This is a genomic window from Nitratireductor sp. (genome assembly GCF_017794765.1).
Lineage (GTDB): Bacteria > Pseudomonadota > Alphaproteobacteria > Rhizobiales > Rhizobiaceae > Nitratireductor.
Genome location: NZ_CP051236.1, coordinates 174,430 through 198,179, shown reverse-complemented (window position 1 = coordinate 198,179; position 23,750 = coordinate 174,430). Strand labels below are relative to the sequence as shown.

Here is a 23,750-nt window from a genome sequence, read left to right as displayed (position 1 = left end):
CCCATCCGGGGCATCGTCTAGCGCATAAGCTGCAACAGGGGAATCCATTTCTTGGAGCTTAAATGATTTCGCGGCGCGCGCCTATATAGCGGTTGAAGGCTTCAGACGCTCTGCCGGAGATGAACGCATCGGTTGTGCCGGTGGCGGAGATCTGTCCTTCTTCCACGAAGATCATGGTTTTGCAAAGCCGCTCAGCATCGCGCGGATCATGCGTCGCCATCAGGATTGTCATCTCCTGCGCGCTGTGCAGGCCGACAATGAGATCGAGCATTTCGTCGCGCAGGGCCGGTCCGAGCGAAGCGAACGGCTCGTCCATCAGAAGAACGGGGCGTCTGCGAATCAACACGCGGGCAAGTGCCACACGCTGGCGCTCTCCGCCCGAGAGCGCTTGAGGCAACCGGTCTTCCTTGCCCGCAAGCCCGGTTCGGGCAAGAGCATCCGAGACTGCTGCCCGGTCTTCGTCGGTCAAACTCAGGGAAGCCGAGCGGCCAAGCCCCACATTCTGGGCGACGGTGAGATGCGCGAAGAGATTGTTTTCCTGAAACACCATGGAAACAGGTCTGCGGTGAGGATTGAGCCGGGAGACATCTTCGCCGTTTATGAGAACACGGCCCGAGGTGGGTCTTTCGAAGCCGGCGATCAGGCTGAGCAGCGTCGATTTTCCCGAACCGCTCGGGCCCATCACGGCAACGATATCGGCTGGCGCGATTGTTGTGTCGAACGTCATTGGGCTCCCGCCAGGGTAAGCGAATTGTAGCGCTTCCAAAGCGATGCGTGCTCCAGGTCCGGTGGCGGTTCTGTTCATGTCTTCTCCCTGCCGAGTCGATCGGCGATGAACATCAATGCCAGGCAAAGAAGGCCCAGGAAAAGAGCGAGGCCGGCGGCATCTACCGTGCGATAGCTGCCCATGCGCTGCAGAAGCAGATAGGGCAGGGTCTGCACCTGATCTGATCCGAACAAGGCAATGACGCCAAGGTCTCCCAGCGAAAGCGCTGCGGCAAAGGCGAGCGCGGTGGCGGCGGGGCGTTTGAGCGCCGGCCAGTCGACAAGACGCAGCCGGGTCCAGCCGGTGATGCCGAGCGACAGGCACAGTTTTTCATGACGGGCGCTTGCGGCATCATAGGCCGGGCGAATGGCGCGGATGGAAAAGGGCATGGCCATCACTGCATTGACCGTGACGACCATGACCGGCGCGAAGACGAAGACATTGCCCACATGACGCAGGAGAATGAACCAGCCCGCACCGATGACCAGCGGCGGGACGATGAGAACCATGGCGGCCCCGCTGTCGGTGGCGCGTTCGAGCAGGGCTGCCGGTAATGCACCCCGCTTCATTTCGAGCGCTCGCCGGGCTGCGACCAGTGCCAGCGACAGGATGAGGCACAGGAGGGCCGACAGGCTTGCGAAAACAAGGCTGGTGGCCGTGGCTGCAAAGACCGCGCTTTCGGTGGCAAGACGCCCGAGGTCGGCTTTCAGGCCGGTAAATACCGTTGCTGCCATCGGCCCTGCAACAAAGAAGAGGGCGATAAGAATAAGGGCTGCGTTGAAACCGGTCTCTGCGGGTGTGTGCCAGACGATCCGGCGGGGTGCGACGGGCAGGTTTGCGTCGCCGCTGAAGGACGCGCCGAGGCGGCTCATCGCCAACACGATGCTGCCTGCCAGCGTCACCTGGATGAGGGTGAGCACCAGAGCGCGGGCAGGGTCAAAATCGAAGCGCAATGCCTGATAGATCGCAACTTCCAGCGTGGTCGCGCGCGGGCCCCCACCAAGCAGCAACACAATGGTGAAGGAAGTGACACACAGCATGAAGACGAGCCCGGCAATGCCGGGCAGGGCAGCGCGCATGGCCGGCCATTCGAGAAACCGGAACGAGGCGCGCGCGCCCATGCCAAGCTGGGCTGCAAGACGCCATTGGTCTGCTGGCACACTTTCAAGCGCGTTCAGAAAGAGCCGTGTCGCAAGCGGCAGGTTGAAGAAGACATGGGCGACCAGAATTCCTGAAAGGCCATAGATGCCAGGCCAGTGTTCGTTGAGAGCAAGCGAAAGATAGGGAGCAAAGAACCCAGCGCGGCCATAGAGCGCGAGCACGCCGAGGGCTGCCACGATAGCCGGTAATGCAAGCGGCACGGCGAACAGGCGCAGGATGAAGGCGCGGCCCGGAAACACCGGATGTCGTGCAAGAGCGCGCGCCAAGAGGGTCGCCGGGATCACCGAGAGCAGCGTGGAAAGCAGGGCCTGCCAGAGCGTGAAACGGGCAATGCGCAGAAGCCATGCATCGAACGCATCCAGCACGCCAGAACCCTGGCGTGCCGCCTCTACCGCGAGGCCGGCAAAGGCTCCGCCGACAAGCAGGCCAACGGCGGCAAGCGCGATGCGTCCCGCTGTTATGCGTCTGTCCATGGCGGGGACCCGGGGGATGGTCAGTGGCTCATCACCGAAAGCCACTCATCGACCCACGTCTTCCGGTTCTCAGCCACCTCTTCGGGTGTGAATTCGAGTGTCTTTTCAGGTTTCACCAGATCTTCGAATACCGGGTTCAAAGGGCTGGAGGTTTCTCCGGCCGGGAACATCCAGTTGGTTTCGGGGATGGCATCCTGAAAGCCGGGACCGGTCATGAAAGCGAGGAACTTCTGCGCCAGCGGATTCTTCGCGCCGTTGACCGTTTGCGCTGCCACTTCCACCTGCAGGTAATGGCCCTCGGCAAATCCGGCAGCCTTGTAGCGCTCCGTATCCTCGGCTATCCGGTGGTAGGCGGGTGAGGTGGTGTAGGACAGCACCATGGGGACCTCGCCGCTGGTAAACAGCCCGTAGGCTTCGCTCCAGCCGGGTGTCACCGTCAGCACCTTGTTCTGAAGGCTGCTCCACGCGGCGGCAGCCTCCTCGCCGTAAACGGCCTTGACCCAGAGCAGCAGACCAAGCCCCGGTGTGGAGGTGCGCGGGTCCTGTATTGCGATCTTCAAATCGCCATCGCTTTCCACCAGTTCCTTCAGGCTGGCCGGTGGTGTCTCGATGGCCTCGGTGTCGTAGACGAAAGCGAAATAGCCATAGTCGAAGGGGACGAAAATGTCGTTCTCGAAACCGCCCGGCACCTTCACCCTGGCCATGTCTGTTCCATGGGGTGCGAAGAGGCCGGTTTCCCGCGCCTCATGAAGCAGATTGTTGTCGAGGCCGAGCACGATGTCGGCCTTTGTGGATTGGCCTTCCAGCTTCACCCTGTTCAGAAGCGCCACCCCATCGGCTACCGAAATGAACTCCACGTCGCAGCCGCATTCGGCTTCGAACGCCTTTTCCACTTGTGGGCCGGGGCCCCAATCCGAGGTAAAGCTTTCGTAGGTGTAAATGGTGAGTTTATCCTGCGCTGCCGCCAGCCCCGTCAGGATAAAGGTGCCAATCGACAGCGTGGAAATCAGGGTGATGGTGCGCATCTGCGCCTCCTCGTTTCTGGTTGGGGAATGAGGCGCTGTTCCAAGAGCGTCTAATCCCTCCGCCGGTATGAACCGGATCAGGTTCCGCGGGTTGGCCTGGTTTGTCCCAGGCCTCTCAGCCGGCAACGCGCCGGCACCCCGTTAGAGCAACCGGAAATTAGGGCGCAGAGCGATATTCTGCAAGGGGCAGGAATGGTGCAAACGCCGTTGGCGCTGGCTCGCCGGCATGATATGGGCCAGCCCATGAGCCGATTTACCCTTCTCCTAGGTGGAGACCTCACCCGGACACCGGCCCTCGATGCCGAAATCGCCGACAGCCGCATTATCGCGGCGGATTCGGGCATACGCCACGCAGCACTTCTCGGCGTCAAACCCGAGCTTTGGGTTGGGGATTTCGATTCCGTGCCCGATGGGTTCGAGGACTCCTATGTCGATGTGGCGCGCCGCACCTTCCCCTCCGAGAAGGACAAGACCGACGGCGAGATCGCGATTGCGGCAGCTCTGGAGGCCGGGGCGACAAGCCTTCTGCTGGCCGGCGCCTTTGGTGGCGAACGGGCCGACCACATGTTCCTGCATTTCGCTCAGGCATTGCAGCTCTCCGAGCGCGGCATTGCCGCGAAGCTGACGAGCGGGGATCAGGAAGGCGTGCCGCTCGTCCCGGGGCGGCGCCACAGCTTCGCCTATGCTGATGGCACACTGTTTTCGATCCTCGGCTTCTCGGAGCTTTCCGGCCTCACCGTTGAAGGGGCGAAGTGGCCGCTCGATGCCGTGGAGGTGCCCTTCGGATCGTCGCTGACGCTTTCCAACGTCGTGAAGGGCGACCTCTCGATAACGCTGATGAAGGGTCGGGCGCTGTTCATGGCGCATCTGCTGAATGATGGAGAACGCTGAGCCATGGCGCCGCCACTTTTAAAGCTGGATGATATTCGTCTGACCTTCGGTGGCACGCCACTTCTTGCCGGTGCCTCGCTGATGGTCGGTCCCGGTGAGCGGCTGGCGCTGGTGGGGCGCAACGGCTCCGGAAAGTCGACCCTGTTGAAAATCGCCGCCGGGCTCGTCGAGCCGCAGGACGGAGAGATCTTTCGCCAGCCGACGGCAACCATACGCTATCTGCCGCAGGCGCCCGACTGGCAGGGCTTCGCAACCGTGCGCGCCTATGTGGAGGCGGGGCTTGGTCCTGCCGACGACATCAACCGCGTGGCGCTGGTCATCGACCGGCTGGGGCTCACGGGCGATGAAGACCCGGCGACGCTTTCTGGCGGTGAAGCGCGGCGCGCTGCACTGGCCCGCGTGCTTGCGCCGGAGCCGGATTTGCTGCTTCTCGATGAGCCGACCAACCATCTTGACCTCGCCACGATCGAGTTGCTTGAGGAAGAGTTGCAACGGACCTCTTCCGCTTTGGTCACCATCTCGCATGACCGCCGATTTCTGGAAAAGGTAAGCCGCGCAACCGTGTGGCTCGACCGGGGGATGACGCGCCGGCTCGACAAGGGGTTCGCCCATTTCGAGGACTGGCGCGATCAGGTGCTTGAAGAGGAAGAGCGCGAGCAGCACAAACTTGCCCGCAAGATCGAGCGTGAAGAGCACTGGCTGCGCTACGGCGTCACCGCCCGCCGAAAGCGCAATGTGCGCCGCCTGGGAGAGTTGCAGGCGCTGCGTGAAAAGCACCGCAGCCACCGTGGCGCGGAGGGTGTGGCCACCATGGCGGCAAGCGACGCCGCCGAATCCGGCAAGCTCGTCATCGAGGCGAAGGGGCTTGCCAAATCGTATGACGGATTGCAGGTGGTGGAGGACTTTTCCGCACGCATCCTGCGGGGCGATCGGGTTGGCTTTGTCGGGCCCAATGGTGCCGGCAAAACAACGCTGATCAATCTTCTGACAGGCAAGCTCGAGCCCGATGAGGGATCGCTGCGGCTCGGTGCCAATCTGGAAATCGCCATTCTGGACCAGAAGCGAGCGCTTGATCCGCTGGAGACGCTTTCTCACTTCCTGACCGATGGGCGCGGCGACAGCGTCGTCGTCAACGGGCAGGAGCGGCATGTCGTTTCCTATATGAAGGACTTCTTGTTCAAACCGGAGCAGGCGCGCACGCCGATCCGCGAGCTTTCGGGCGGTGAGCGCGCCCGGCTGGTTCTGGCCCGACTCCTCGCACGGCCGGCGAATCTGCTGGTTCTCGATGAGCCGACAAACGATCTCGATATGGAGACGCTCGATCTCCTGCAGGAACTGGTCGAGGACTTTCCGGGGACTGTGCTGCTTGTCAGCCATGACCGCGATTTTCTCGACCGCACGGTAACGAGCACGATTGCGCCTGCGGGCGATGGTCGCTGGATCGAGTATGCCGGCGGTTATTCCGACATGATGGCGCAGCGCAAGGGCGAAGAGCTGGAACGGCGCAAGGCGCGCAGTGCCGAGCAGCAGAAGGCAAAGCCTGCCGGCAATGTGAGTGCGCCCAAGGCAGCGTCGAAGAAGCTCTCCTACAAGCAGAAGTTTGCATTGGAGACGTTGCCAAAGAAAATCGATGAGCTGGCTAACGAGATCGTGGCTCTGGAGCAGAAACTTGCCGATCCGAACCTCTACACGCGCGATACCGCCGCTTTTCAGTGCTATTCCAAAGAGCTTGATGAAAAGCGCGCGAGCCGGGAGAAGATGGAAGAGGAATGGCTGGAACTGGAGATGCTGCGCGAAGAGGTCGAGGGCGCCTAGCGATTTTCGCTGCTTGGCTCCGGTTTCAAGGGATATTCACCACACAGGCAGGGAGAAGGAAGCCGTCGTTCCGATCGCCTTCACCGCTCGCTAACCAGACTGGTTCAGAATGCGCCGCATGGACCAGGATTTCCTCATTTCCGCAAAGCCCGATCTGCAGAAAGCGCGTGCTACCTGGCTTTCCGCGCTGGCCGATGAGCGTCGTCTTTCCGCGCTGACCGTCGATGCCTATGAGCGTGACACACGGCAGTTCCTGCAGTTTCTCACCGGCCATTGCGGCGAGGCGCCAGGTCTTTCAGACATTGCCGAACTGCGCCCGGCGGACTTGCGCGCCTTTCTGGCCTTTCGGCGGGGCCGGGGGGCGGGCGCGCGCACGCTCGGGCGCGGGCTTGCCGGTGTGCGCTCGTTTCTGCGTCATCTGGAGCGTCGGGGGCTGGTGAACGCGGCGGCCGCAGCAGCGCTGAAGGCGCCGCGTGCACCGCGCGCGCTGCCCAAGCCGCTGACGGCTGCCGACGCGCGCAAGGTCGCCTCAGGCGAGGGGCAGCTTGCCGAAGAGCCATGGATCGCGGCGCGAAATGCCGCTGTCTTCACGCTGCTTTATGGAGCCGGGCTTCGCATTTCAGAGGCGCTGGGGCTTCTTGGCGGCCAGGTCGGGGAGTTGCGCCAGGGCGCGCTCAGGATCACCGGAAAGGGCGGCAAGACGCGGCTTGTGCCGATGCTGCCGATATCCGTCGCGGCGGTTGCCGAGTATCAGCGCCTTTGCCCCTGGCATCTGGACCCCGACAGGCCGCTCTTTCGCGGCGCGCGTGGCGGTGCGTTGCAGCCTGCCATCATCCAGCGTGAGATGAAACGCATGCGCTCAGCTCTCAACCTGCCGGAAACGGCGACACCCCATGCGCTCAGGCATTCCTTCGCCACCCATCTTCTGGGGCGTGGTGGCGACCTGCGCGCAATCCAGGAGCTTCTGGGTCACGCAAGCCTCTCTACCACGCAGGTCTATACCGGTGTGGATACGGCGCGGTTGCTCGAAATTTATGACGCCGCCCATCCGCGCGCCTGAAATCCACGCCTGAAATGGTTGTGCGCAATTCGCGGTGGCGGATTAACAGTTTCGCGGTGATTTGCAGCTAGCGTGAGGTCATGAAAACGCATTCAAAAGCCACCACCGCCGCGGAGCGGCTTGTCGATCGCCTTTTTTTGTGTGCAGTAGCTTTTCCGCTGTTTCTCCTGCTGGCGCTTATGCTCGGGCTGATCATGGCGAAGCCGGCCAAGGCGGAGGAGATCGTCTGTACCGGTACGAATCTGCTGACGGAACTTGCGGACGATAACCCGGAGGCACTCGAAGACGTTCGACGACAAGCCGCGGAAACGCTCAACGGCAAGGGCCTGCTTTGGCGGGTCGAAAAGGAGGGCGTGGCGCCCTCTTATCTTTTTGGCACCATGCATATGAGCGATCCGCGCGTGGTGACTCTCCCCGCCAACGCCCACAAGGCTTTTGAGGGAGCTGATCGGGTTGTCATTGAAACAACCGACATTCTCGATCAGTCGACAATGGCGGCGGCGATGTTCAAACGGCCAGAGCTGATGATGTTCACCGGTGAGGAGACCCTTGGAGATCATCTTGACGATGCCCAACGTCAGGCGGTGGCAAATGCGCTCGAACTGCGCGGCATTCCGTTTGCGAGCGTCAAGAAGATGAAGCCCTGGATGTTGATCTCGCTGGTTGCGTTGCCAGCTTGCGAAATCCAGCGCAAGGAAGCCGGCATGCCGATCCTGGACCTTAAGCTTGCCGAGGATGCACAGAACGCCGGCAAAGAGCTTCTTGGTCTTGAGACGGCGGTCGAGCAACTGGATGCCATGGCCTCCCTGCCGATGGAGATGCATGTCCGGGGCCTCGTCGAGACGTTGGCGCTGGGCGACGCTCTAAATGACGTCATGGAAACCATGGTCTCACTCTATGAGCAGGGTGAAACCGGAATGTTCTGGCCGCTTATCCGTGTTGCGCTCCCTGAACAGGAAGACGCTCCCGGCGACTACACCGCCTTCGATCAGGCCATGGTCAGAGCGCGGAACGGTACGATGGCCGAACGGGCGCAACCGATCCTGGACGAGGGCAACGCCTTTATTGCCGTTGGGGCGCTGCATCTGCCCGGTGAGGAAGGGCTCATCGAACTCCTGCGTGCGGACGGTTATACTGTTGAGGGCGTTCTGTAATTTTGGGGTTCCGGCTAATTAATTGCATGTTATCTTTTCAATGGCGTTGGGGAGCGTCATTCGGAGTGACGTCATGCCGAACGATAACCCAAAGGAGAATCCCGAAAAACGTTCCTCAAGCTCAGCGGGAACGCGGGGTTTTGTGATCGGCGCCGTCGGCGCTGCGATCGCTATACTCGTCTTCATGGCGATTTCAGGCAGCGGCTTTTTCGGGGAGGACCGCGTCCGAGTTCCCGACACTGTTTCCGACAGTGTGCCTACCGGTGATGGCGGATAGAAAAAGGCCCCGAAGCTTTTGCTTCAGGGCCACATTGTTTGAAAATTCCTGCCGGATCACATGTGGATCGGCTTGGCGAAGGTGGCGAGCGCTGCCTCCTTGACCGTTTCCGACATGGTGGGGTGGGCGTGACAGGTGCGGGCGAGATCTTCCGACGAGCCGCCGAATTCCATCAGAACCGCAGCCTCGTGGATCATTTCGCCGGCGCCGAAGCCGATGATGTGAACGCCCAGAACACGGTCCGTCTTCTTATCGGCGAGCACTTTCACGAAGCCGTCCGTCTTCAGCATGGAGCGTGCACGGCCATTGGCCGAGAAGGGGAATTTGCCAGCGTTGTACTCCACGCCGGCCTTTTTCAGCTCTTCCTCGGTCTTGCCGACGGAGGCGACTTCCGGGCTGGTGTAGACCACGCCGGGGATCACATCATAGTTCACGTGCCCGGCCTGTCCGGCGAGGATCTCGGCCACGGCGACGCCTTCATCCTCGGCCTTGTGCGCGAGCATCGGACCGGCGATCACGTCGCCGATGGCGTAGATGCCATCGACATTCGTCTTGAAATGCTTGTCTGTCTTCACGCGTCCGCGCTCATCCAGCTCTACGCCCATCGCGTCCAGGCCAAGGCCTTCCGTGTAGGGTTTGCGGCCGGTCGCAACCAGAACCACGTCTGCCTCGACGGTCTCCGCATCACCACCTTTTGCCGGCTCAAAAGTGACCTTCGCGCCCTTGCCGGCCTTGGTTACGTCCGTGACCTTCGCGCCGAGCCTGAATTCGAAACCCTGCTTGCCGAGCATGCGCTGGAACTGCTTGGCCACCTCGCCATCCATGCCGCCCAGGATGGTGTCGAGATATTCGACCACGGTCACCTTTGCGCCAAGACGGGCCCAGACGGAACCCAGCTCCAGGCCGATCACGCCGCCACCGACAACCACCATCCGCTCCGGCACCCTGGAAAGCTCCAGAGCGCCGGTGGAGGAGACGATCACCTTCTCGTCGAACTTCACATCGACGCCAGGAATGCCGGCGACATCGGAACCAGTAGCGATGACGATGTTCTTCGTCTCGACGGTCTGTTCCTTGCCGTCGTCGCCCTTAACGCTGACCTTGCCTTTGCCGGCGATGCTGCCAAAGCCGCGATAGACATCGATTTTGTTTTTCTTCATCAGGAAGTCGAGGCCCTTGGTGTTCTGCTCGACCGTCTTGACGCGATGCTCCATCATCTTCTTGAGGTTCAGCTTGGGCTTGCCAACCTCAACGCCGAGATCGGCAAGGCCATGGCCGGCTTCCGCGAACATTTCCGTGGCATGGAGCAGCGCCTTGGAGGGGATGCAGCCCACATTGACGCAGGTTCCGCCATGGGTAGGGAGCTTCTCGACCACAGCTGTCTTGAGGCCAAGCTGAGCCGCCTTGATGGCGCAGACATAGCCGCCGGGGCCGGTGCCGATCACGACGAGATCATAGGACATGTTCCTGCCTTTCCTGAATTCCGTTGCGCCGGCTATCTGCCGCCGCTGACATTGAGAATGGCGCCCGTGGAATAGGACGCCTCATCGGAGAGAAGCCAGAGCGCGGCGCGGGCGATTTCCTCCGCCGTGCCAGGCCTTTTCATTGGGATAAGACCCGAAAGCCGCTGCGCCCTGTCAGGCTGACCACCAGAGGCGTGGATTTCGGTGTCTGTAATGCCGGGCCGCACGGCGTTGACGCGGATACCTTCCTCCGCGACCTCGCGAGCAAGCCCAATGGTAAAGGTGTCGACCGCAGCCTTGGAGGCCGCGTAGTCGACATATTCGCCCGCCGAACCGAGCACAGCGGCGATGGAAGAGATGTTGACGATGGCGCCGCCCTTTCCGCCATGGCGTGTGGACATGCGCTTCACTGCCTCGCGAGCACACAGCATCGTGCCGATCACGTTGATGCGCATCATGCGTTCGAAGCGGGCGAAATCCATTTCGTCGACGCGTGCCTTGCGGTCGACGATGCCGGCATTGTTGACCAGCGCATCGAGCTTGCCAAAGCGTTGATCAACGGCCTCGAACATGGCCAGGATTTCGCTTTCCTCGGCCATGTCGGCCTTGACGGCGAAGGCTTCGCCGCCTGCCTTCTCAATGTCGCGGACCACCGTTTCGGCAGCATCCGGATTGGCGACGTAGTTGACCGCCACGCGATACCCTGCGCCCGCAGCCAGCCTGCAGATCGCAGCGCCGATGCCGCGGCTCCCGCCTGTCACCAGAAGTGATTTTGCTGCCTGCGTCATTGCCGTCCCCAAGGCTGGCTAATGCGGAAAGGCGCGAAAGACATCTGCCTTTCGCGCCCTGCTGTTCTAGAGATCGAGGACCAGTCGTTCGGGATCCTCGAGCACGTCCTTGATGCGTACGAGGAAGGTCACGGCTTCCTTGCCGTCGACGATCCGGTGGTCATACGAAAGCGCGAGGTACATCATCGGGCGGATGACGATCTGGCCGCCGACCACCATGGGCCGCTCCTGGATCTTGTGCATGCCCAGAATGCCCGACTGCGGGGCGTTCAGGATCGGGGTCGACATCAGCGAGCCATAGACACCGCCATTGGAGATGGTAAAGGTACCGCCCTGCATATCGGCCATGGAGAGCTTGCCGTCGCGGGCAGCAAGACCCAGACGACCGATTTCCTTCTCCACCTCGGCAATCGACATCTGGTCGGCATCGCGCACCACCGGCACGACGAGACCACGGTCGGTGCCGACCGCTACGCCGATATGGCAGAAGTTCTTGTAGATGATGTCCGTGCCATCGATCTCGGCATTCACAGCCGGGATTTCCTTCAGCGCGTGGCAGACGGCCTTGGTGAAGAAGCCCATGAAGCCAAGCTTGACGCCATGCTTCTTCTCGAAGAGCTCCTTGTATTTCTTACGCATCTCCATGACCGCCGTCATGTCCACCTCGTTGAAGGTGGTGAGCATGGCGGCAGTGTCCTGCGCATCCTTGAGGCGGCGGGCGATGGTCTGGCGCAGGCGCGTCATCTTCACGCGCTCTTCACGGTTCTCGTCTTCGGCCGGAGAAGCGGGGCGGGCTGCCTTGGGCTTTTCAGCCGGTGAACTCGGTGCGCCGCCTTCAAGCGCTGCCAGCACATCGCCCTTCAGCACCTGGCCGTCTTTGCCGGAACCGGCAACGTCCGAGGCCTTCATGCCCTTTTCTGTCATCAGCTTCTGAGCAGAGGGTGCGGGCGGACGTCCGCCATCGTCGTCCTTCTTCGCCGCGGGGGCTTCCTTCTCAGCCGGCTTGTCGGCCTTGGGCGCCGCTGCGCCGGCAGAGGCTCCCTGCTCGATGCGCAGGAGAAGCGCCCCGACTTCGACCTCGTCACCCGAGTTCACCACCATCTCAGTAATCACGCCATCGACCGGCGACATCACTTCCTGGGCGGCCTTGTCGGTTTCGAGCTCGAGAATGGCTTCATCGGTTTTCACCGCGTCGCCAACCTTCTTGTAGACCTCGCCGACCTGGGCTTCGGTGACGGATTCGCCCGCCGATGGAACATTCACCTCGACGATTTTTCCGCCGCCGGCCATGGTTGCCTCCTGGGTTTCTTTGCTACCGGTCGACTTTTCGCCGGCCTGACTGGTTTCTGGTTTTGCTTTGCCGGCGCCATCGCCTGCGGCAATCATGCCGAGAAGCGCGCCGACTTCGACGGTTTCACCTTCCTTGACGGCGATCTCATCGAGGGTGCCGGCAGCGGGCGCCGGCACTTCAATGGAAACCTTGTCGGTTTCCAACTCAACGAGTGGCTCGTCGGTGGCGATCGTGTCACCCACCGATTTCATCCAGCGGGCAATGGTTGCCTCGGTCACGGACTCGCCCAGTGTGGGAACCCGAATCTCGGTCGCCATGTCGTTTTCTCCGTCGCTTGCTATTCGCCGAGCGCGTCTTCGAGGAAAGCCTCGAGCTGCGCCAGATGCTTCGACATGAGGCCGGTCGCGGGCGATGCAGCGGCCGGACGACCGGTGTAGCGCACGCGCGTGTTCTTGGCCTCGATGTGCTGCAGAACCCATTCCAGATATGGATCGATGAAGGACCAGGCACCCATGTTCTTGGGCTCTTCCTGGCACCACACCATCTCCGCGTTCTTGAAGCGCGAAAGCTCGTTGATCAAAGCCTTGGCCGGGAATGGATAGAGCTGTTCGACACGCAGGAGATAGATATCGTCGATGCCACGCTTCTCGCGCTCTTCGTAAAGGTCGTAATAGACCTTGCCGGAGCACATCACCACGCGGCGGATCTTCGAATCCTTCACCAGCTTGATCTTCTCGCCGTCCAGATGCTCGGCATCGTCCCACAAGAGACGGTGGAATGCGCTTTCGCCTGAAAGCTCAGCCAATGTAGACACGCAGCGCTTGTGGCGCAGCAGAGATTTCGGCGTCATCAGGATGAGCGGCTTGCGGAAATCGCGCTTCAGCTGTCGGCGCAGGATGTGGAAGTAGTTCGCAGGTGTCGAGCAGTAGGCCACCTGCATGTTGTCTTCCGCGCACATCTGCAGCCAGCGTTCGAGGCGGGCGGAAGAGTGTTCCGGACCCTGGCCTTCATAGCCGTGTGGCAGCAGGCACACGAGGCCCGACATCCTGAGCCATTTGCGCTCGCCCGAAGAGATGAACTGGTCGAAGACCACCTGTGCGCCATTGGCGAAGTCGCCGAACTGGGCTTCCCACAGCGTCAACGCGCGCGGTTCTGCTAGCGAGAAGCCGTATTCGAAGCCGAGAACGGCTTCTTCTGAAAGCATCGAATTGATGACTTCGTAATAGGCCTGCTGCGGTCCCAGATTGTTGAGCGGGATGTAGCGGTTTTCGTCGCGCTGGTCGTAGAGCACGGAGTGGCGCTGTGAGAAGGTGCCGCGCTCGGAGTCCTGACCGGAAAGGCGCACCGGATTGCCCTCGAGCAGGATCGAGCCGAAGGCAAGGGCCTCGGCGGTCGCCCAGTCGATGCCGGCCCCATCGTCGATCATCGTCTTGCGGTTCTTGAGGAAGCGCTGGATCGTGCGGTGAGCTTCGAAATCCTCCGGGATTTCGGTCAGCTTCTTGCCGATTTCCTTGAGCGTCTTGACCGGGACAGCGGTCTTGCCGCGGCGCTGTTCATCCGCATGATCGGCCTTCTTCAGGCCTGACCAGACACCGTCCAGCCAGTCGGCCTTGTTGGGCTTGTAGGCCTGACCGGCCTCGAACTCCGCTTCCAGATGTGCGCGCCAGTCCGCCCGCATCTTCTCGATGTCGGCTTCGGTCACAAGACCTTCTTCGAGCATCTTTTTCGCGTAGATCTCGCTGGTCGTCGTGTGCTTGCGGATCTTGCGATACATGATCGGCTGCGTGAATGCCGGCTCGTCGCCCTCGTTGTGGCCGTAGCGACGGTAGCAGAACATATCGATCACGACCGGCTTGTGGAAGGTCATGCGGAATTCGGTTGCAACCTTTGCCGCATAGACCACCGCTTCCGGGTCGTCGCCATTCACGTGGAAGATCGGCGCTTCGATCATCTTCGCCACATCGGAAGGATAGGGCGAGGAGCGCGAGAAACGCGGATTGGTGGTGAAGCCGATCTGGTTGTTGATGATGAAATGCACGGTGCCGGCAACGCGGTGGCCGCGCAGGCCCGACAGGCCGAAGCACTCGGCTACAACGCCCTGACCAGCAAAAGCGGCATCACCGTGCAGGAGCAACGGCATGACGCGCGCCCGCTCTTCCGGCGGCACCACTTCCTCGCGCTTGCGGCCGAACACCTGGTCCTGCTTGGCGCGGGCCTTGCCCATCACCACCGGGTTCACGATTTCCAGGTGCGAGGGGTTCGCCGTCAGCGAGAGGTGGACATTGTTGCCATCAAAGGCGCGGTCGGAGGAAGCGCCGAGATGGTATTTCACGTCACCGGAGCCTTCCACATCGTCAGGGGCAAAGGAGCCGCCCTTGAACTCGTGGAAGATGGCGCGATGCGGCTTTTCCATGACCTGGGCGAGCACGTTCAGGCGACCGCGATGGGCCATGCCGAGAACGATTTCCTTGAGGCCCATCTGGCCGCCACGCTTGATGATCTGTTCGAGCGCCGGGATCAGCGCTTCACCGCCGTCGAGACCAAAGCGCTTGGTGCCCTTGTATTTGACGTCGATGAACTGCTCGAAGCCCTCTGCCTCGATCAGCTTCTGCAAGATCGCCTTCTTGCCGTTGGCGGTGAATTCGACGCCCTTGTCCGGACCCTCGATGCGTTCCTGAATCCAGGCCTTTTCGGCCGGGTTGGAGATGTGCATGAACTCGACGCCCAGCGTCGAGCAATAAGTCCGCTTTAGAATGTCGAGCATCTGGCGGATCGTGGCCGTCTCCAGACCGAGCACATGATCGATGAAGATCGGGCGATCGTAGTCGGCTTCCGTGAAGCCGTAGGCCTCCGGCGACAGCTCGTTGTAATCTTCCAGCGGCTTGGCAATGCCCAGCGGGTCGAGGTCGGCATGCAAATGACCGCGCATGCGATAGGCGCGGATCATCATGATGGCACGGACGGAATCACGCGTCGCCTGCAACGTCTCTTCAGGCGAGAGCTGCGCGCCGGTCTTGGCTGCCTTTTCCTTGATCTTGCCGTCGAAATGCTTTTCGACTGCGCCCCAGTCGCCATCAAGCGCTGAGACAAGCTCGCCATTGGCGGCCTGAGGCCAGTTCTTCTTTTTCCAGGACGCACCGGCGGCGTTCTTCTTCACATCAACAGCGTCATCCTTGAGCGCGCCGAAGAAGTCGCGCCAGTCTTCACTGACGGAAGACGGATCGTCCTGATAGCTGGCGTAGAGTTCCTCGATATAGGCAGCGTTGCCACCATAGAGGAACGAGGTGAGCGACATTTGGTCGTTGGCCTGATCTTGCCGTGCCATTTTGATTTCCGGAACCCGCGTTCCGGCTCCTTGCATGGGCGAGTAGCGAATAGCGAGTAGCGAGTAGGGGAAGCGCGATCATCGCGCCGCCCAATGGATCTATTCGCTATTCGCTACTCCCTATTCACCTTTAACTAACCCTTGATCGCTTCAACGAGCGTCTGGCCAAGGCGCGCCGGGGAGGGCGAAACCTTGATGCCGGCTGCTTCCATTGCCGCGATCTTGTCTTCTGCGCCGCCCTTGCCGCCGGAAATCACGGCGCCTGCGTGGCCCATGGTGCGTCCGGGAGGAGCGGTACGGCCCGCGATGAAGCCGGCCATCGGCTTCTTGCGGCCTTTCTTGGCCTCATCACGGAGGAACTGGGCTGCTTCTTCTTCCGCCGAACCGCCGATCTCACCGATCATGATGATCGACTGGGTTTCGTCGTCGGCCAGGAACATCTCCAAAACGTCGATGAACTCGGTGCCTTTCACCGGGTCGCCGCCGATGCCGACAGCCGTCGTCTGGCCGAGGCCGGCATTGGTCGTCTGGAACACGGCCTCATAGGTGAGCGTGCCGGAGCGCGACACGACGCCCACGGAACCCTTCTGGAAGATATTGCCGGGCATGATGCCGATTTTGCATTCGTTCGGCGTCAGCACGCCGGGGCAGTTCGGGCCGATCAGGCGCGAGCTGGACTTGTCAAGCTTCGCCTTCACCTGGACCATGTCCATCACCGGAATACCTTCCGTGATGCAGACGATGAGCGGGATCTCGGCCTCAATGGCCTCGATGATGGCAGCACCGGCACCTGCCGGCGGGACATAGATCACGGACGCGTTGGCGCCGGTCTTTTCCTTGCCTTCGGCGACGGATGCGAAAATCGGGAGCTCTTCACCGCCCTGGCCGGTCCAGGTGGAGCCGCCTTTCTTGGGGTGAATGCCGCCGACCATCTGCGTGCCATGATAGGCAAGCGCCTGTTCGGTGTGGAAGGTTCCGGTCTTGCCGGTCAGGCCCTGAACGAGAACCCTGGTGTCTTTGTTGACGAGAATGGACATCTTGGCTCAGCTTCCCTTAACGGCTGCAACGATCTTCTTGGCGGCGTCGTCGAGATCATCGGCGGCGATCACGTTGAGACCGCTTTCGTTGATGATCTTCTTGCCAAGATCGACATTGGTGCCTTCGAGGCGGACAACCAGCGGAACCTTCAGGCCCACTTCCTTGACGGCAGCGACAACGCCTTCAGCAATGACGTCGCAGCGCATGATGCCGCCGAAAATGTTGACCAGAATGCCCTTCACGGCCGGGTCCGCGGTGATGATCTTGAAGGCTGCCGTCACCTTCTCCTTGGTGGCGCCGCCGCCGACATCGAGGAAGTTGGCAGGCTCGGCTCCGTAGAGCTTGATGATGTCCATCGTGGCCATCGCAAGACCGGCGCCGTTGACCATGCAGCCGATATTGCCCTCGAGAGCGACATAGGCGAGGTCGTATTTGGAAGCCTCGATTTCCTTCTCGTCTTCCTCGGTCGTGTCGCGCAGGGCAACCACGTCCTCGTGACGGAACAGCGCGTTGCCGTCGAAGGAGACCTTGGCATCGAGAACGCGCAGACGGCCATTTTCCATGACGATCAGCGGGTTCACTTCCAGAAGGCTCATGTCCTTCTCGGTGAAGGCCTTGTAGAGGATCGGGAACAGCGTCTCACCATCCTTTGCCGCCTCGCCCTCGAGCTTCAGCGCCTCGTTGAGCTTCTTCACGTCGTCAGCCGTTACGCCCGTTTCCGGGTCGATGGCGAGCGTGAGGATCTTCTCCGGCGTCTCTTCGGCGACGGCCTCAATGTCCATGCCGCCTTCGGTCGAAACGACAAAAGCCGGGCGGCCGACCGTGCGGTCGATGAGGATCGAGAGGTAGAGCTCGCGGTCGATGTCCGCACCGTCCTCGATGTAGAGGCGGTTCACCTGCTTGCCGGCCGGGCCGGTCTGCTTGGTGACGAGCGTGTTGCCCAGCATCTCGTTGGTGTGCGCGACAACTTCCTCAACGCTTTTCGCAAGCCGCACGCCGCCCTTGGCGTCGGGCCCGAGTTCGGTGAACTTGCCCTTGCCGCGTCCACCGGCGTGGATCTGGCTCTTCACCACATAGAGCGGACCGGGAAGCTTTTTTGCAGCGGCTTCGGCTTCGCCCTTCTCAAACACCGGCACGCCATCGGCCACCGGTGCGCCATAGCTCTTCAGAAGCTCTTTGGCTTGATACTCGTGAATGTTCATTGGAGGCCTACTCCTACTTCTTCAGGTTGGGCGCGATGTTGGCGCAGGCCTCGCAAAGACCGGCAACGGCCTCCACGGACTGTTCGAACATCTTCTGCTCAGACTTGTTGAGATCGATTTCGATGATGCGCTCGACACCGCCGGCGCCGATGACTGTGGGAACGCCCACATACATGTCCTTGACACCATACTGGCCGGCAAGATGCGCTGCACAGGGCAGGACACGCTTCTTGTCTTTCAGGTAGCTCTCGGCCATCGCGATGGCCGACGAAGCCGGGGCGTAATAGGCAGAGCCGGTCTTCAGAAGGCCGACGATCTCTGCGCCGCCGTCACGGGTACGCTGTACAATCTCGTCGATCTTTTCCTTGGAGGTCCAGCCCATCTTCACCAGATCCGGGATCGGAATGCCGGCAACGGTGGAGTAGCGCGTCAGCGGCACCATGGAATCACCGTGGCCGCCCAGCACGAAGGCCGTCACGTCTTCGACGGAGACCTTGAACTCTTCCGAGAGGAAGTAACGGAAGCGAGCCGAGTCCAGCACGCCGGCCATGCCGACCACATGGCTCTTCGGCAGGCCGGAGAACTTCTGCAGCGCCCAGACCATGGCGTCGAGCGGGTTCGTGATGCAGATGACGAAAGCGTTGGGGGCATATTTCTTGATGCCAGCGCCGACCTGCTCCATCACTTTCAGATTGATGCCCAGAAGGTCATCGCGGCTCATGCCGGGCTTGCGGGCCACACCGGCGGTGACGATGCAGACATCCGCGCCTTCGATGGCAGCGTAGTCGTTGGCGCCAACCATTTTGGCGTCGAAACCCTCGACCGGCGAGGATTCGGCAATGTCCAGTCCCTTGCCCTGGGGGATACCCTCGGCAATGTCGAACAGGACGACGTCGCCCAGTTCTTTCAAGCCCGCCAGGTGTGCGAGCGTTCCACCGATCATGCCGGAGCCGATGAGAGCGATCTTGTCGCGTGCCATGTGGTTAGAATTCCCCCTTGTGTCGAAAGGATAGGTGGTGAGATGGATGTGTGAAGAAAAATGCGCGCGTCGCGTTTTGCCTGTGTCGTGTCACACTGATGCATTCCGGGCCTGCGTTCCGCCGCGCTTCTTCAAAGAAAGGCGTGGCAAATCCATGGCGTGGCCCGCTTCATAAGCCTCATTGGAATAAGCATACTGGCAAGGAAATTCAACCGATTCTTATGCGTACAGGAATTTCAATCGTTTAGACATTTGTGGACTTACGTAAAAGTAAGAATTTTGCCTCAAAAATGTGCATCGTCAATGATTGCTCGACGCTCGTCGGGGATTCTGTGTGCCAAGGGAAGTGGAGATCAGCCCGCTTGTTCCGCCTGCTCTCCGGCATGAACAGATTTCTCATCCTTTCGCGGACCGGTTTGCTCCAGCCAGTCCTGGCTCTGCATCTCTATGAGCCGGGAAACAGTGCGATCGAACTCGAAAGCTTCTGTGCCGTTTGAAGCCGTGTAGAGTGCATCGGGCTGAGCAGCGGCGGATATGAACACCCGTGCCCCGGCATCGTATAGTGTGTCGATGAGAAGAATGAACCGTTTCGCTTCGTTGCGTCGCCTCATATCCATTGCCGGGACATGATCGATGAAGATCGTGTCGAACGTGCCGGCGATGGCCAGATAATCGCGAGCGCCGAGCGGTTTCTCGCAGAGATCCGCAAATGAAAAGCGTGCAGCTGAGCCGGACGCCTGTGGCACGGGCACGGTCCTGCCCTTCACCTTCAGCTGCGAGGGCTCGACTGGCTGTCCGGCGGTCACTGTCTCCCAGGCCTCGTCCATCTGCTTTGTGGCAGGTGCATCGTCGGGTGAGATATAGACAGGAATGCGGTTGAGCTTCTGCATCCGGTAATCGGTGTCGATATCCAGCTCCAGAATGCGGGTGTTTTCCTTGAGAATGCCGATGAACGGCAGAAAAAGGCCGCGATTGAGCCCGTCGCGGTAGAGGTCGTCCGGTGCGACGTTGGATGTGGCCACCAGAACCACGCCCTTGTCGAACAAGGCCGAGAAAAGGCGGGAGAGAATCATCGCATCGGCAATGTCGGTTACAGTGAACTCGTCGAAACACAGAACCCATGCTTCTTTCGCCAACGCCGCGGCCACGGGCGGGATCGGGTCCGTTTCCTGTGTCTCTCCGGCTTTCAGCGCCGCACGGTGTTGTCCGATGCGATCATGAACGTCTGCCATGAAATCGTTGAAATGGGCGCGCCGCTTGTGCTCTACGGGCACCAAATCATGAAACATGTCCATGAGCATGGTCTTGCCGCGTCCCACCCCGCCATACACGTAGAGCCCACGCACCGGCTCGCGAGATGTCTTTCGCCGGGCGAACAACCATCCGAGCGCGCTCGATTTGCGGGCCAGACGCTTGTCACTGATCTCGCCGATCAGCCGGTCTAGCGCTGCCGCGATTTTTTCCTGCGCGGGATCGCGGGCGATCCTGCCTGTCTCGACCATATGGTCATAGCGCTGCGTGACGGAAGGATGGGTTACAAGTCCGTCACGCAATGTCATGTCAGGCTTTCACACTTGGCCGTCTGGCCGAAGGATGTTGAAGGTGGTCGCTCAGCGCGACAGTGAGATGGGCTGGCCGGACGTGGTCTGGCCATCGAAACGGCCCGCTCCGGATGAGTAGAGACGTGCGAGCACGCCGCCATTCGCATCGTAAAAAGCGAGCTGCTTGCCTTCGACATTCCATGATTTGACGCCGTCGATGGGAGCCGGGCAGCGCAGCGGCCCGGCACGATAGCCAGAGCCGAACTTGGTCTGCGGTGTGGCGACCCGGCACGACTGGCCTGCCACATTCACACTCCACACGCCGGCAACACTGCCGGTGGAAACATCCGGTGCGTTGGCCGCCGCATTCGGGTCGAGCGCTGCCACCTGGGTTTCCTGCTGAGGTGCTTCAGGGAACTGCGAAGGATTGGTGGCCGGGCTTGAAGGAGGCGGAAGCTGGTTAGAGGTTACCGTGCCAGACGGTGCGGAAGGCAGTGGTTCCGGAGCCCTTGCGCTCATCGGCGAGAAGCGGTCGCTCTGGCAGCCGGCCAGACCGACGGCCAAAAGCGATACGGCCAGAATTGCGAACTTACTATGTGGCATGCCGTCTCTCCGTTGCAGCGTCCAATGCACTGAAATACAAATGAGTTCCGTTTGAAACGCCAGATCGTGGCGAACTTTTGCAATTATAACAGCCCAACCAGGGTTAAGAACCTGTTTCCGCCACTTGGCTTCGTGACTGTTTCTTATTGGCAACACCTTGTCGGGGGCAGCAGGGGCCCTTTGGGAACCGGGAACCACTTTCGACGTTGAAGCTTCTCAACCGGCGCTAGCGCCAAAAGGAGGGCAAACAATGCTTAAATGGATTCTCATTCTGCTGATCGTCGCGGCTGTCGCGGGTCTGCTTGGTATGAACAGTCTGGCAGGGGCGGCGATGACCGGCGCCAAACTGCTGATCGCCGTGGTGCTGGTTCTCTTCCTCCTCGCGGTTCTGGGTATCGTGGCAATAGCCTGACATCGCACATGATTGATGAGGCCGTTCGTCTGGTAATTTTGCCTCTCATCAGCCATATAGGCGCCTGAGACACAGGGTTTTGGAGCCATCATGGCGCTCGAGGCAGCATTCGCGAAGATGAACGGCCTCGGCAACGCGATCATCGTTGCCGATATGCGCGGTCGCGCGGACCGGGTTACGCCCGAGGCCGCGCTTGCGCTCAATGCCGACCCGGCAACGCGTTTTGATCAGATCATGGCGATCCACGATCCGCGCCTTGCCGGCACCCATAACTATATCGAAATCATCAATTCCGATGGCAGCCAGGCGCAGGCCTGCGGCAACGGCACACGCTGTGTCGTGCAGGCGCTTGCCGCCGAAACGGGCGAGAAGGTTTTCACCTTCCAGACCATTGCCGGCATTCTGAACGCCGAGGAGCATGAGGACGGGCTGATCTCCGTCGATATGGGTAAGCCACGGTTCGGCTGGCAGGACATTCCGCTTGCCGAAGAGTTTCGCGATACGCGTATGATCGAGTTGCAGGCCGGCCCCATCGATGCGCCGGTGCTGCATTCGCCCTCAGTCGCATCCATGGGCAATCCCCATGCAGTCTTCTGGGTTGAGAGAGACGTTAATCTCTACGACCTGGAGCGCTTTGGGCCGCTGCTTGAAAACCACCCGATCTTTCCAGAACGTGCCAACATCTCCATCGCACAGGTGACAGCCGAAAATGCACTGAACCTGCGCACATGGGAACGCGGGGCTGGGCTTACGCTCGCCTGCGGTTCTGCGGCCTGTGCCGCTGCGGTGTCTGCTGCGCGAACCGGGCGCACGGGCCGTCATGTGACGGTCACCGTTCCGGGCGGGCCGCTCGATATCCTTTGGCGCGCGGACGATCACGTCATCATGACCGGCCCCGCCGAGTGGGAGTTCTCCGGTCGCTTCGACCCCGCCACCGGGGCCTGGGAGCGCGAGACCGAGGGAGCAGCGTAAAATGGCGGTGGATGTTCTGACATTCGGCTGCCGGCTGAACGCCTACGAGTCCGAGGTCATCAAGCGCGAGGCGAAAGTCGCCGGGCTTGAGGAGCTGGCGGGCGGAGCGGTTGTCATCAACACCTGCGCCGTCACCGGCGAGGCGGTGCGTCAGGCGCGCCAGGCGATCCGCAAGGCGCGTCGTGAAAATCCCGATGCCCGCATCATCGTCACCGGCTGCGCCGCTCAGACGGAGCCGGGCACCTTCGATGCCATGGATGAGGTCGATCTCGTTCTCGGCAACGAGGAAAAGCTCAAGGCCCACAATTATCGCGCCCTGCCGGACTTTGGCGTGAACCAGTTCGAGAAGGTGCGTGTCAACGACATCATGGAAGTGCGCGAGACCGCCTCACACATGGTCGAATCCATTGAGGGTCGTGCCCGCGCCTTCGTGCAGGTGCAGAATGGCTGCGATCACCGCTGCACCTTCTGCATCATACCCTATGGACGCGGCAACTCCCGTTCCGTGCCGATGGGCGCGGTCGTGGACCAGGTGCGCCAGCTCGTCGGCAATGGCTATGGTGAGGTGGTGCTCACCGGTGTAGACCTGACCAGTTTCGGAGCCGACCTGCCTGGCAGCCCGCGCCTCGGGCGCCTTGTGGCGACCATTCTGCGCGAGGTGCCGGAACTGAGGCGCCTGCGCCTGTCCTCCATCGATTCCATCGAGGCGGATGAGGATCTGATGCGCGCGCTCGCGGAAGAGGAGCGGCTGATGCCACATCTCCACCTTTCGCTGCAGCATGGGGACGACATGATCCTGAAGCGCATGAAGCGCCGGCATCTGCGCGCTGATGCCATCGAGTTTTGCGAGCGCGTGCGGGCGCTTAGGCCCGATGCGGTGTTTGGGGCAGACATCATCGCGGGTTTCCCGACCGAGACCGAGGCGATGTTCGGGAATTCGTTGAAGATCGTCGAGGAATGCGGGCTTACACATCTTCATGTGTTTCCCTTCAGCCCACGGGAAGGCACGCCGGCAGCGCGCATGCCGCAGCTCGATCGTGCGCTGGTGAAGGAGCGGGCCGCGCGTTTGCGCGCCGTGGGTGATGTGGCGTATGCAAGGCATCTTGCTTCGCTTGATGGCACGCGCCAGCGCATTTTGATCGAGCGGCCCGGGCTTGGCCGCACCGAGGGGTTCACGCTGGCTGCACTTGAAGGTGGCCGGCCAGGAGACATTGTCGAGGCGAGGATTACCGGTCACGACGGGGAGCGACTCACTGCGGTCGCCGTCACACAGGAAGCGGCATAGCAGGCATGGCATTCGGATTTATCAAAAAGGTTTTCTCCTTCGGCAAAAAAGAGGTCGAAGAGACCAAGCCCGATGAGGCGGAAGAGGCCAAGGCTGCGGAAGCCGCCGCAGCCGCGCAACCGGCTGACGCCATTCCCGCGCCGGAGACCGGTGAGCGCTTGACCGAAGATCAGCCAGCCCCTGAAATCTCTCCAGAGCCAGAGCCAGAGCCAGAGCCAGAGCCAGAGCC

19 protein-coding genes, 1 pseudogene and 1 riboswitch are annotated in these 23,750 nt (G+C 61.2%); of the genes and pseudogenes, 8 read left to right on the top strand and 12 right to left on the bottom strand.

The annotated features are described in order from the left end of the window. Nucleotides 1-58 precede the first annotated feature (58 nt). Genes thiQ through thiB form a run of 3 tightly spaced genes read right to left on the bottom strand, consistent with a single transcriptional unit; the run spans nt 59 to nt 3,425 of the window. Complete coding sequence (gene thiQ / locus HF949_RS00980) at nt 59-805, bottom strand: thiamine ABC transporter ATP-binding protein (RefSeq protein ID WP_292897739.1); 747 nt, start codon at nt 803-805, stop codon at nt 59-61. Beyond that, nucleotides 802-2,400: a thiamine/thiamine pyrophosphate ABC transporter permease gene (thiP, locus tag HF949_RS00975; RefSeq protein WP_292897738.1), complete on the bottom strand. Its 1,599-nt coding sequence runs from the start codon at nt 2,398-2,400 to the stop codon at nt 802-804. The genes thiQ and thiP overlap by 4 nt, the downstream gene beginning before the upstream one ends. A gap of 20 nt (nt 2,401-2,420) precedes the next feature. Then, a complete protein-coding gene (gene thiB, locus HF949_RS00970; RefSeq protein ID WP_292897736.1) occupies nt 2,421-3,425 on the bottom strand; it encodes a thiamine ABC transporter substrate binding subunit in 1,005 nt (334 codons plus the stop codon). A gap of 37 nt (nt 3,426-3,462) precedes the next feature. Further along, nucleotides 3,463-3,576, bottom strand: a riboswitch (TPP riboswitch). A gap of 92 nt (nt 3,577-3,668) precedes the next feature. Between thiB and HF949_RS00965 the strand changes: the two genes are divergently transcribed. The 4 genes from HF949_RS00965 (at nt 3,669) to HF949_RS00950 (ending at nt 8,345) form a co-directional block, all read left to right on the top strand. Continuing rightward, entirely contained in the window at nt 3,669-4,316 is a 648-nt protein-coding gene (locus HF949_RS00965; protein WP_292897735.1) for a thiamine diphosphokinase, read from the top strand. Nucleotides 4,317-4,319: 3 nt separating this feature from the next. After that, nucleotides 4,320-6,131 carry an ABC-F family ATP-binding cassette domain-containing protein gene (locus HF949_RS00960; RefSeq protein WP_292897733.1) on the top strand — a complete coding sequence of 604 codons (1,812 nt, stop codon included), beginning with the start codon at nt 4,320-4,322 and terminating at the stop codon, nt 6,129-6,131. A gap of 118 nt (nt 6,132-6,249) precedes the next feature. Then, nucleotides 6,250-7,191: a tyrosine recombinase XerC gene (locus HF949_RS00955; protein ID WP_292897732.1), complete on the top strand. Its 942-nt coding sequence runs from the start codon at nt 6,250-6,252 to the stop codon at nt 7,189-7,191. An 80-nt stretch (nt 7,192-7,271) separates the two neighbouring features. Continuing rightward, a complete protein-coding gene (locus HF949_RS00950; protein ID WP_292897731.1) occupies nt 7,272-8,345 on the top strand; it encodes a TraB/GumN family protein in 1,074 nt (357 codons plus the stop codon). 333 nt (nt 8,346-8,678) lie between these two features. Here HF949_RS00950 and lpdA read toward each other — a convergent pair whose 3' ends face one another. The 9 genes from lpdA to HF949_RS00905 all read right to left on the bottom strand — a co-directional run bounded on the left by lpdA (nt 8,679) and on the right by HF949_RS00905 (nt 20,852). Further along, on the bottom strand, nt 8,679-10,085 hold the full coding sequence (gene lpdA / locus HF949_RS00945; RefSeq protein ID WP_292897730.1) for a dihydrolipoyl dehydrogenase: 1,407 nt from the start codon (nt 10,083-10,085) through the stop codon (nt 8,679-8,681). Between the two features lie 32 nt (nt 10,086-10,117). After that, nucleotides 10,118-10,873, bottom strand: coding sequence for an SDR family oxidoreductase (locus HF949_RS00940; RefSeq protein WP_292897729.1), 756 nt, complete (start codon nt 10,871-10,873; stop codon nt 10,118-10,120). A gap of 66 nt (nt 10,874-10,939) precedes the next feature. After that, nucleotides 10,940-12,481: a 2-oxoglutarate dehydrogenase complex dihydrolipoyllysine-residue succinyltransferase gene (gene odhB, locus HF949_RS00935; RefSeq protein ID WP_292897728.1), complete on the bottom strand. Its 1,542-nt coding sequence runs from the start codon at nt 12,479-12,481 to the stop codon at nt 10,940-10,942. A 20-nt stretch (nt 12,482-12,501) separates the two neighbouring features. After that, entirely contained in the window at nt 12,502-15,489 is a 2,988-nt protein-coding gene (locus HF949_RS00930; RefSeq protein ID WP_292897727.1) for a 2-oxoglutarate dehydrogenase E1 component, read from the bottom strand. A gap of 134 nt (nt 15,490-15,623) precedes the next feature. After that, complete coding sequence (gene sucD, locus HF949_RS00925) at nt 15,624-16,526, bottom strand: succinate--CoA ligase subunit alpha (RefSeq protein WP_292897725.1); 903 nt, start codon at nt 16,524-16,526, stop codon at nt 15,624-15,626. Between the two features lie 6 nt (nt 16,527-16,532). Next, nucleotides 16,533-17,729: an ADP-forming succinate--CoA ligase subunit beta gene (gene sucC, locus HF949_RS00920; RefSeq protein WP_292897723.1), complete on the bottom strand. Its 1,197-nt coding sequence runs from the start codon at nt 17,727-17,729 to the stop codon at nt 16,533-16,535. Between the two features lie 13 nt (nt 17,730-17,742). After that, a complete protein-coding gene (mdh, locus tag HF949_RS00915) occupies nt 17,743-18,708 on the bottom strand; it encodes a malate dehydrogenase (RefSeq protein WP_229449844.1) in 966 nt (321 codons plus the stop codon). Nucleotides 18,709-19,061: 353 nt separating this feature from the next. Then, entirely contained in the window at nt 19,062-20,267 is a 1,206-nt protein-coding gene (zapE, locus tag HF949_RS00910) for a cell division protein ZapE (protein ID WP_292897721.1), read from the bottom strand. A gap of 51 nt (nt 20,268-20,318) precedes the next feature. Then, on the bottom strand, nt 20,319-20,852 hold the full coding sequence (locus HF949_RS00905; RefSeq protein WP_292897719.1) for a protease inhibitor Inh/omp19 family protein: 534 nt from the start codon (nt 20,850-20,852) through the stop codon (nt 20,319-20,321). 250 nt (nt 20,853-21,102) lie between these two features. On the opposite strand from HF949_RS00905, the gene HF949_RS00900 reads away from it, so the two are divergent. From HF949_RS00900 to HF949_RS00885, 4 genes and pseudogenes are all read left to right on the top strand, one after another. Further along, nucleotides 21,103-21,264, top strand: coding sequence for a DUF1328 family protein (locus HF949_RS00900; protein ID WP_229449847.1), 162 nt, complete (start codon nt 21,103-21,105; stop codon nt 21,262-21,264). Nucleotides 21,265-21,354: 90 nt separating this feature from the next. Beyond that, nucleotides 21,355-22,236 carry a diaminopimelate epimerase gene (gene dapF, locus HF949_RS00895; RefSeq protein WP_292897717.1) on the top strand — a complete coding sequence of 294 codons (882 nt, stop codon included), beginning with the start codon at nt 21,355-21,357 and terminating at the stop codon, nt 22,234-22,236. 1 nt (nt 22,237) lies between these two features. After that, on the top strand, nt 22,238-23,521 hold the full coding sequence (gene mtaB / locus HF949_RS00890; RefSeq protein WP_292897715.1) for a tRNA (N(6)-L-threonylcarbamoyladenosine(37)-C(2))-methylthiotransferase MtaB: 1,284 nt from the start codon (nt 22,238-22,240) through the stop codon (nt 23,519-23,521). 5 nt (nt 23,522-23,526) lie between these two features. After that, nucleotides 23,527-23,750, top strand: a pseudogene (locus HF949_RS00885) (signal recognition particle-docking protein FtsY); the annotation flags it as partial.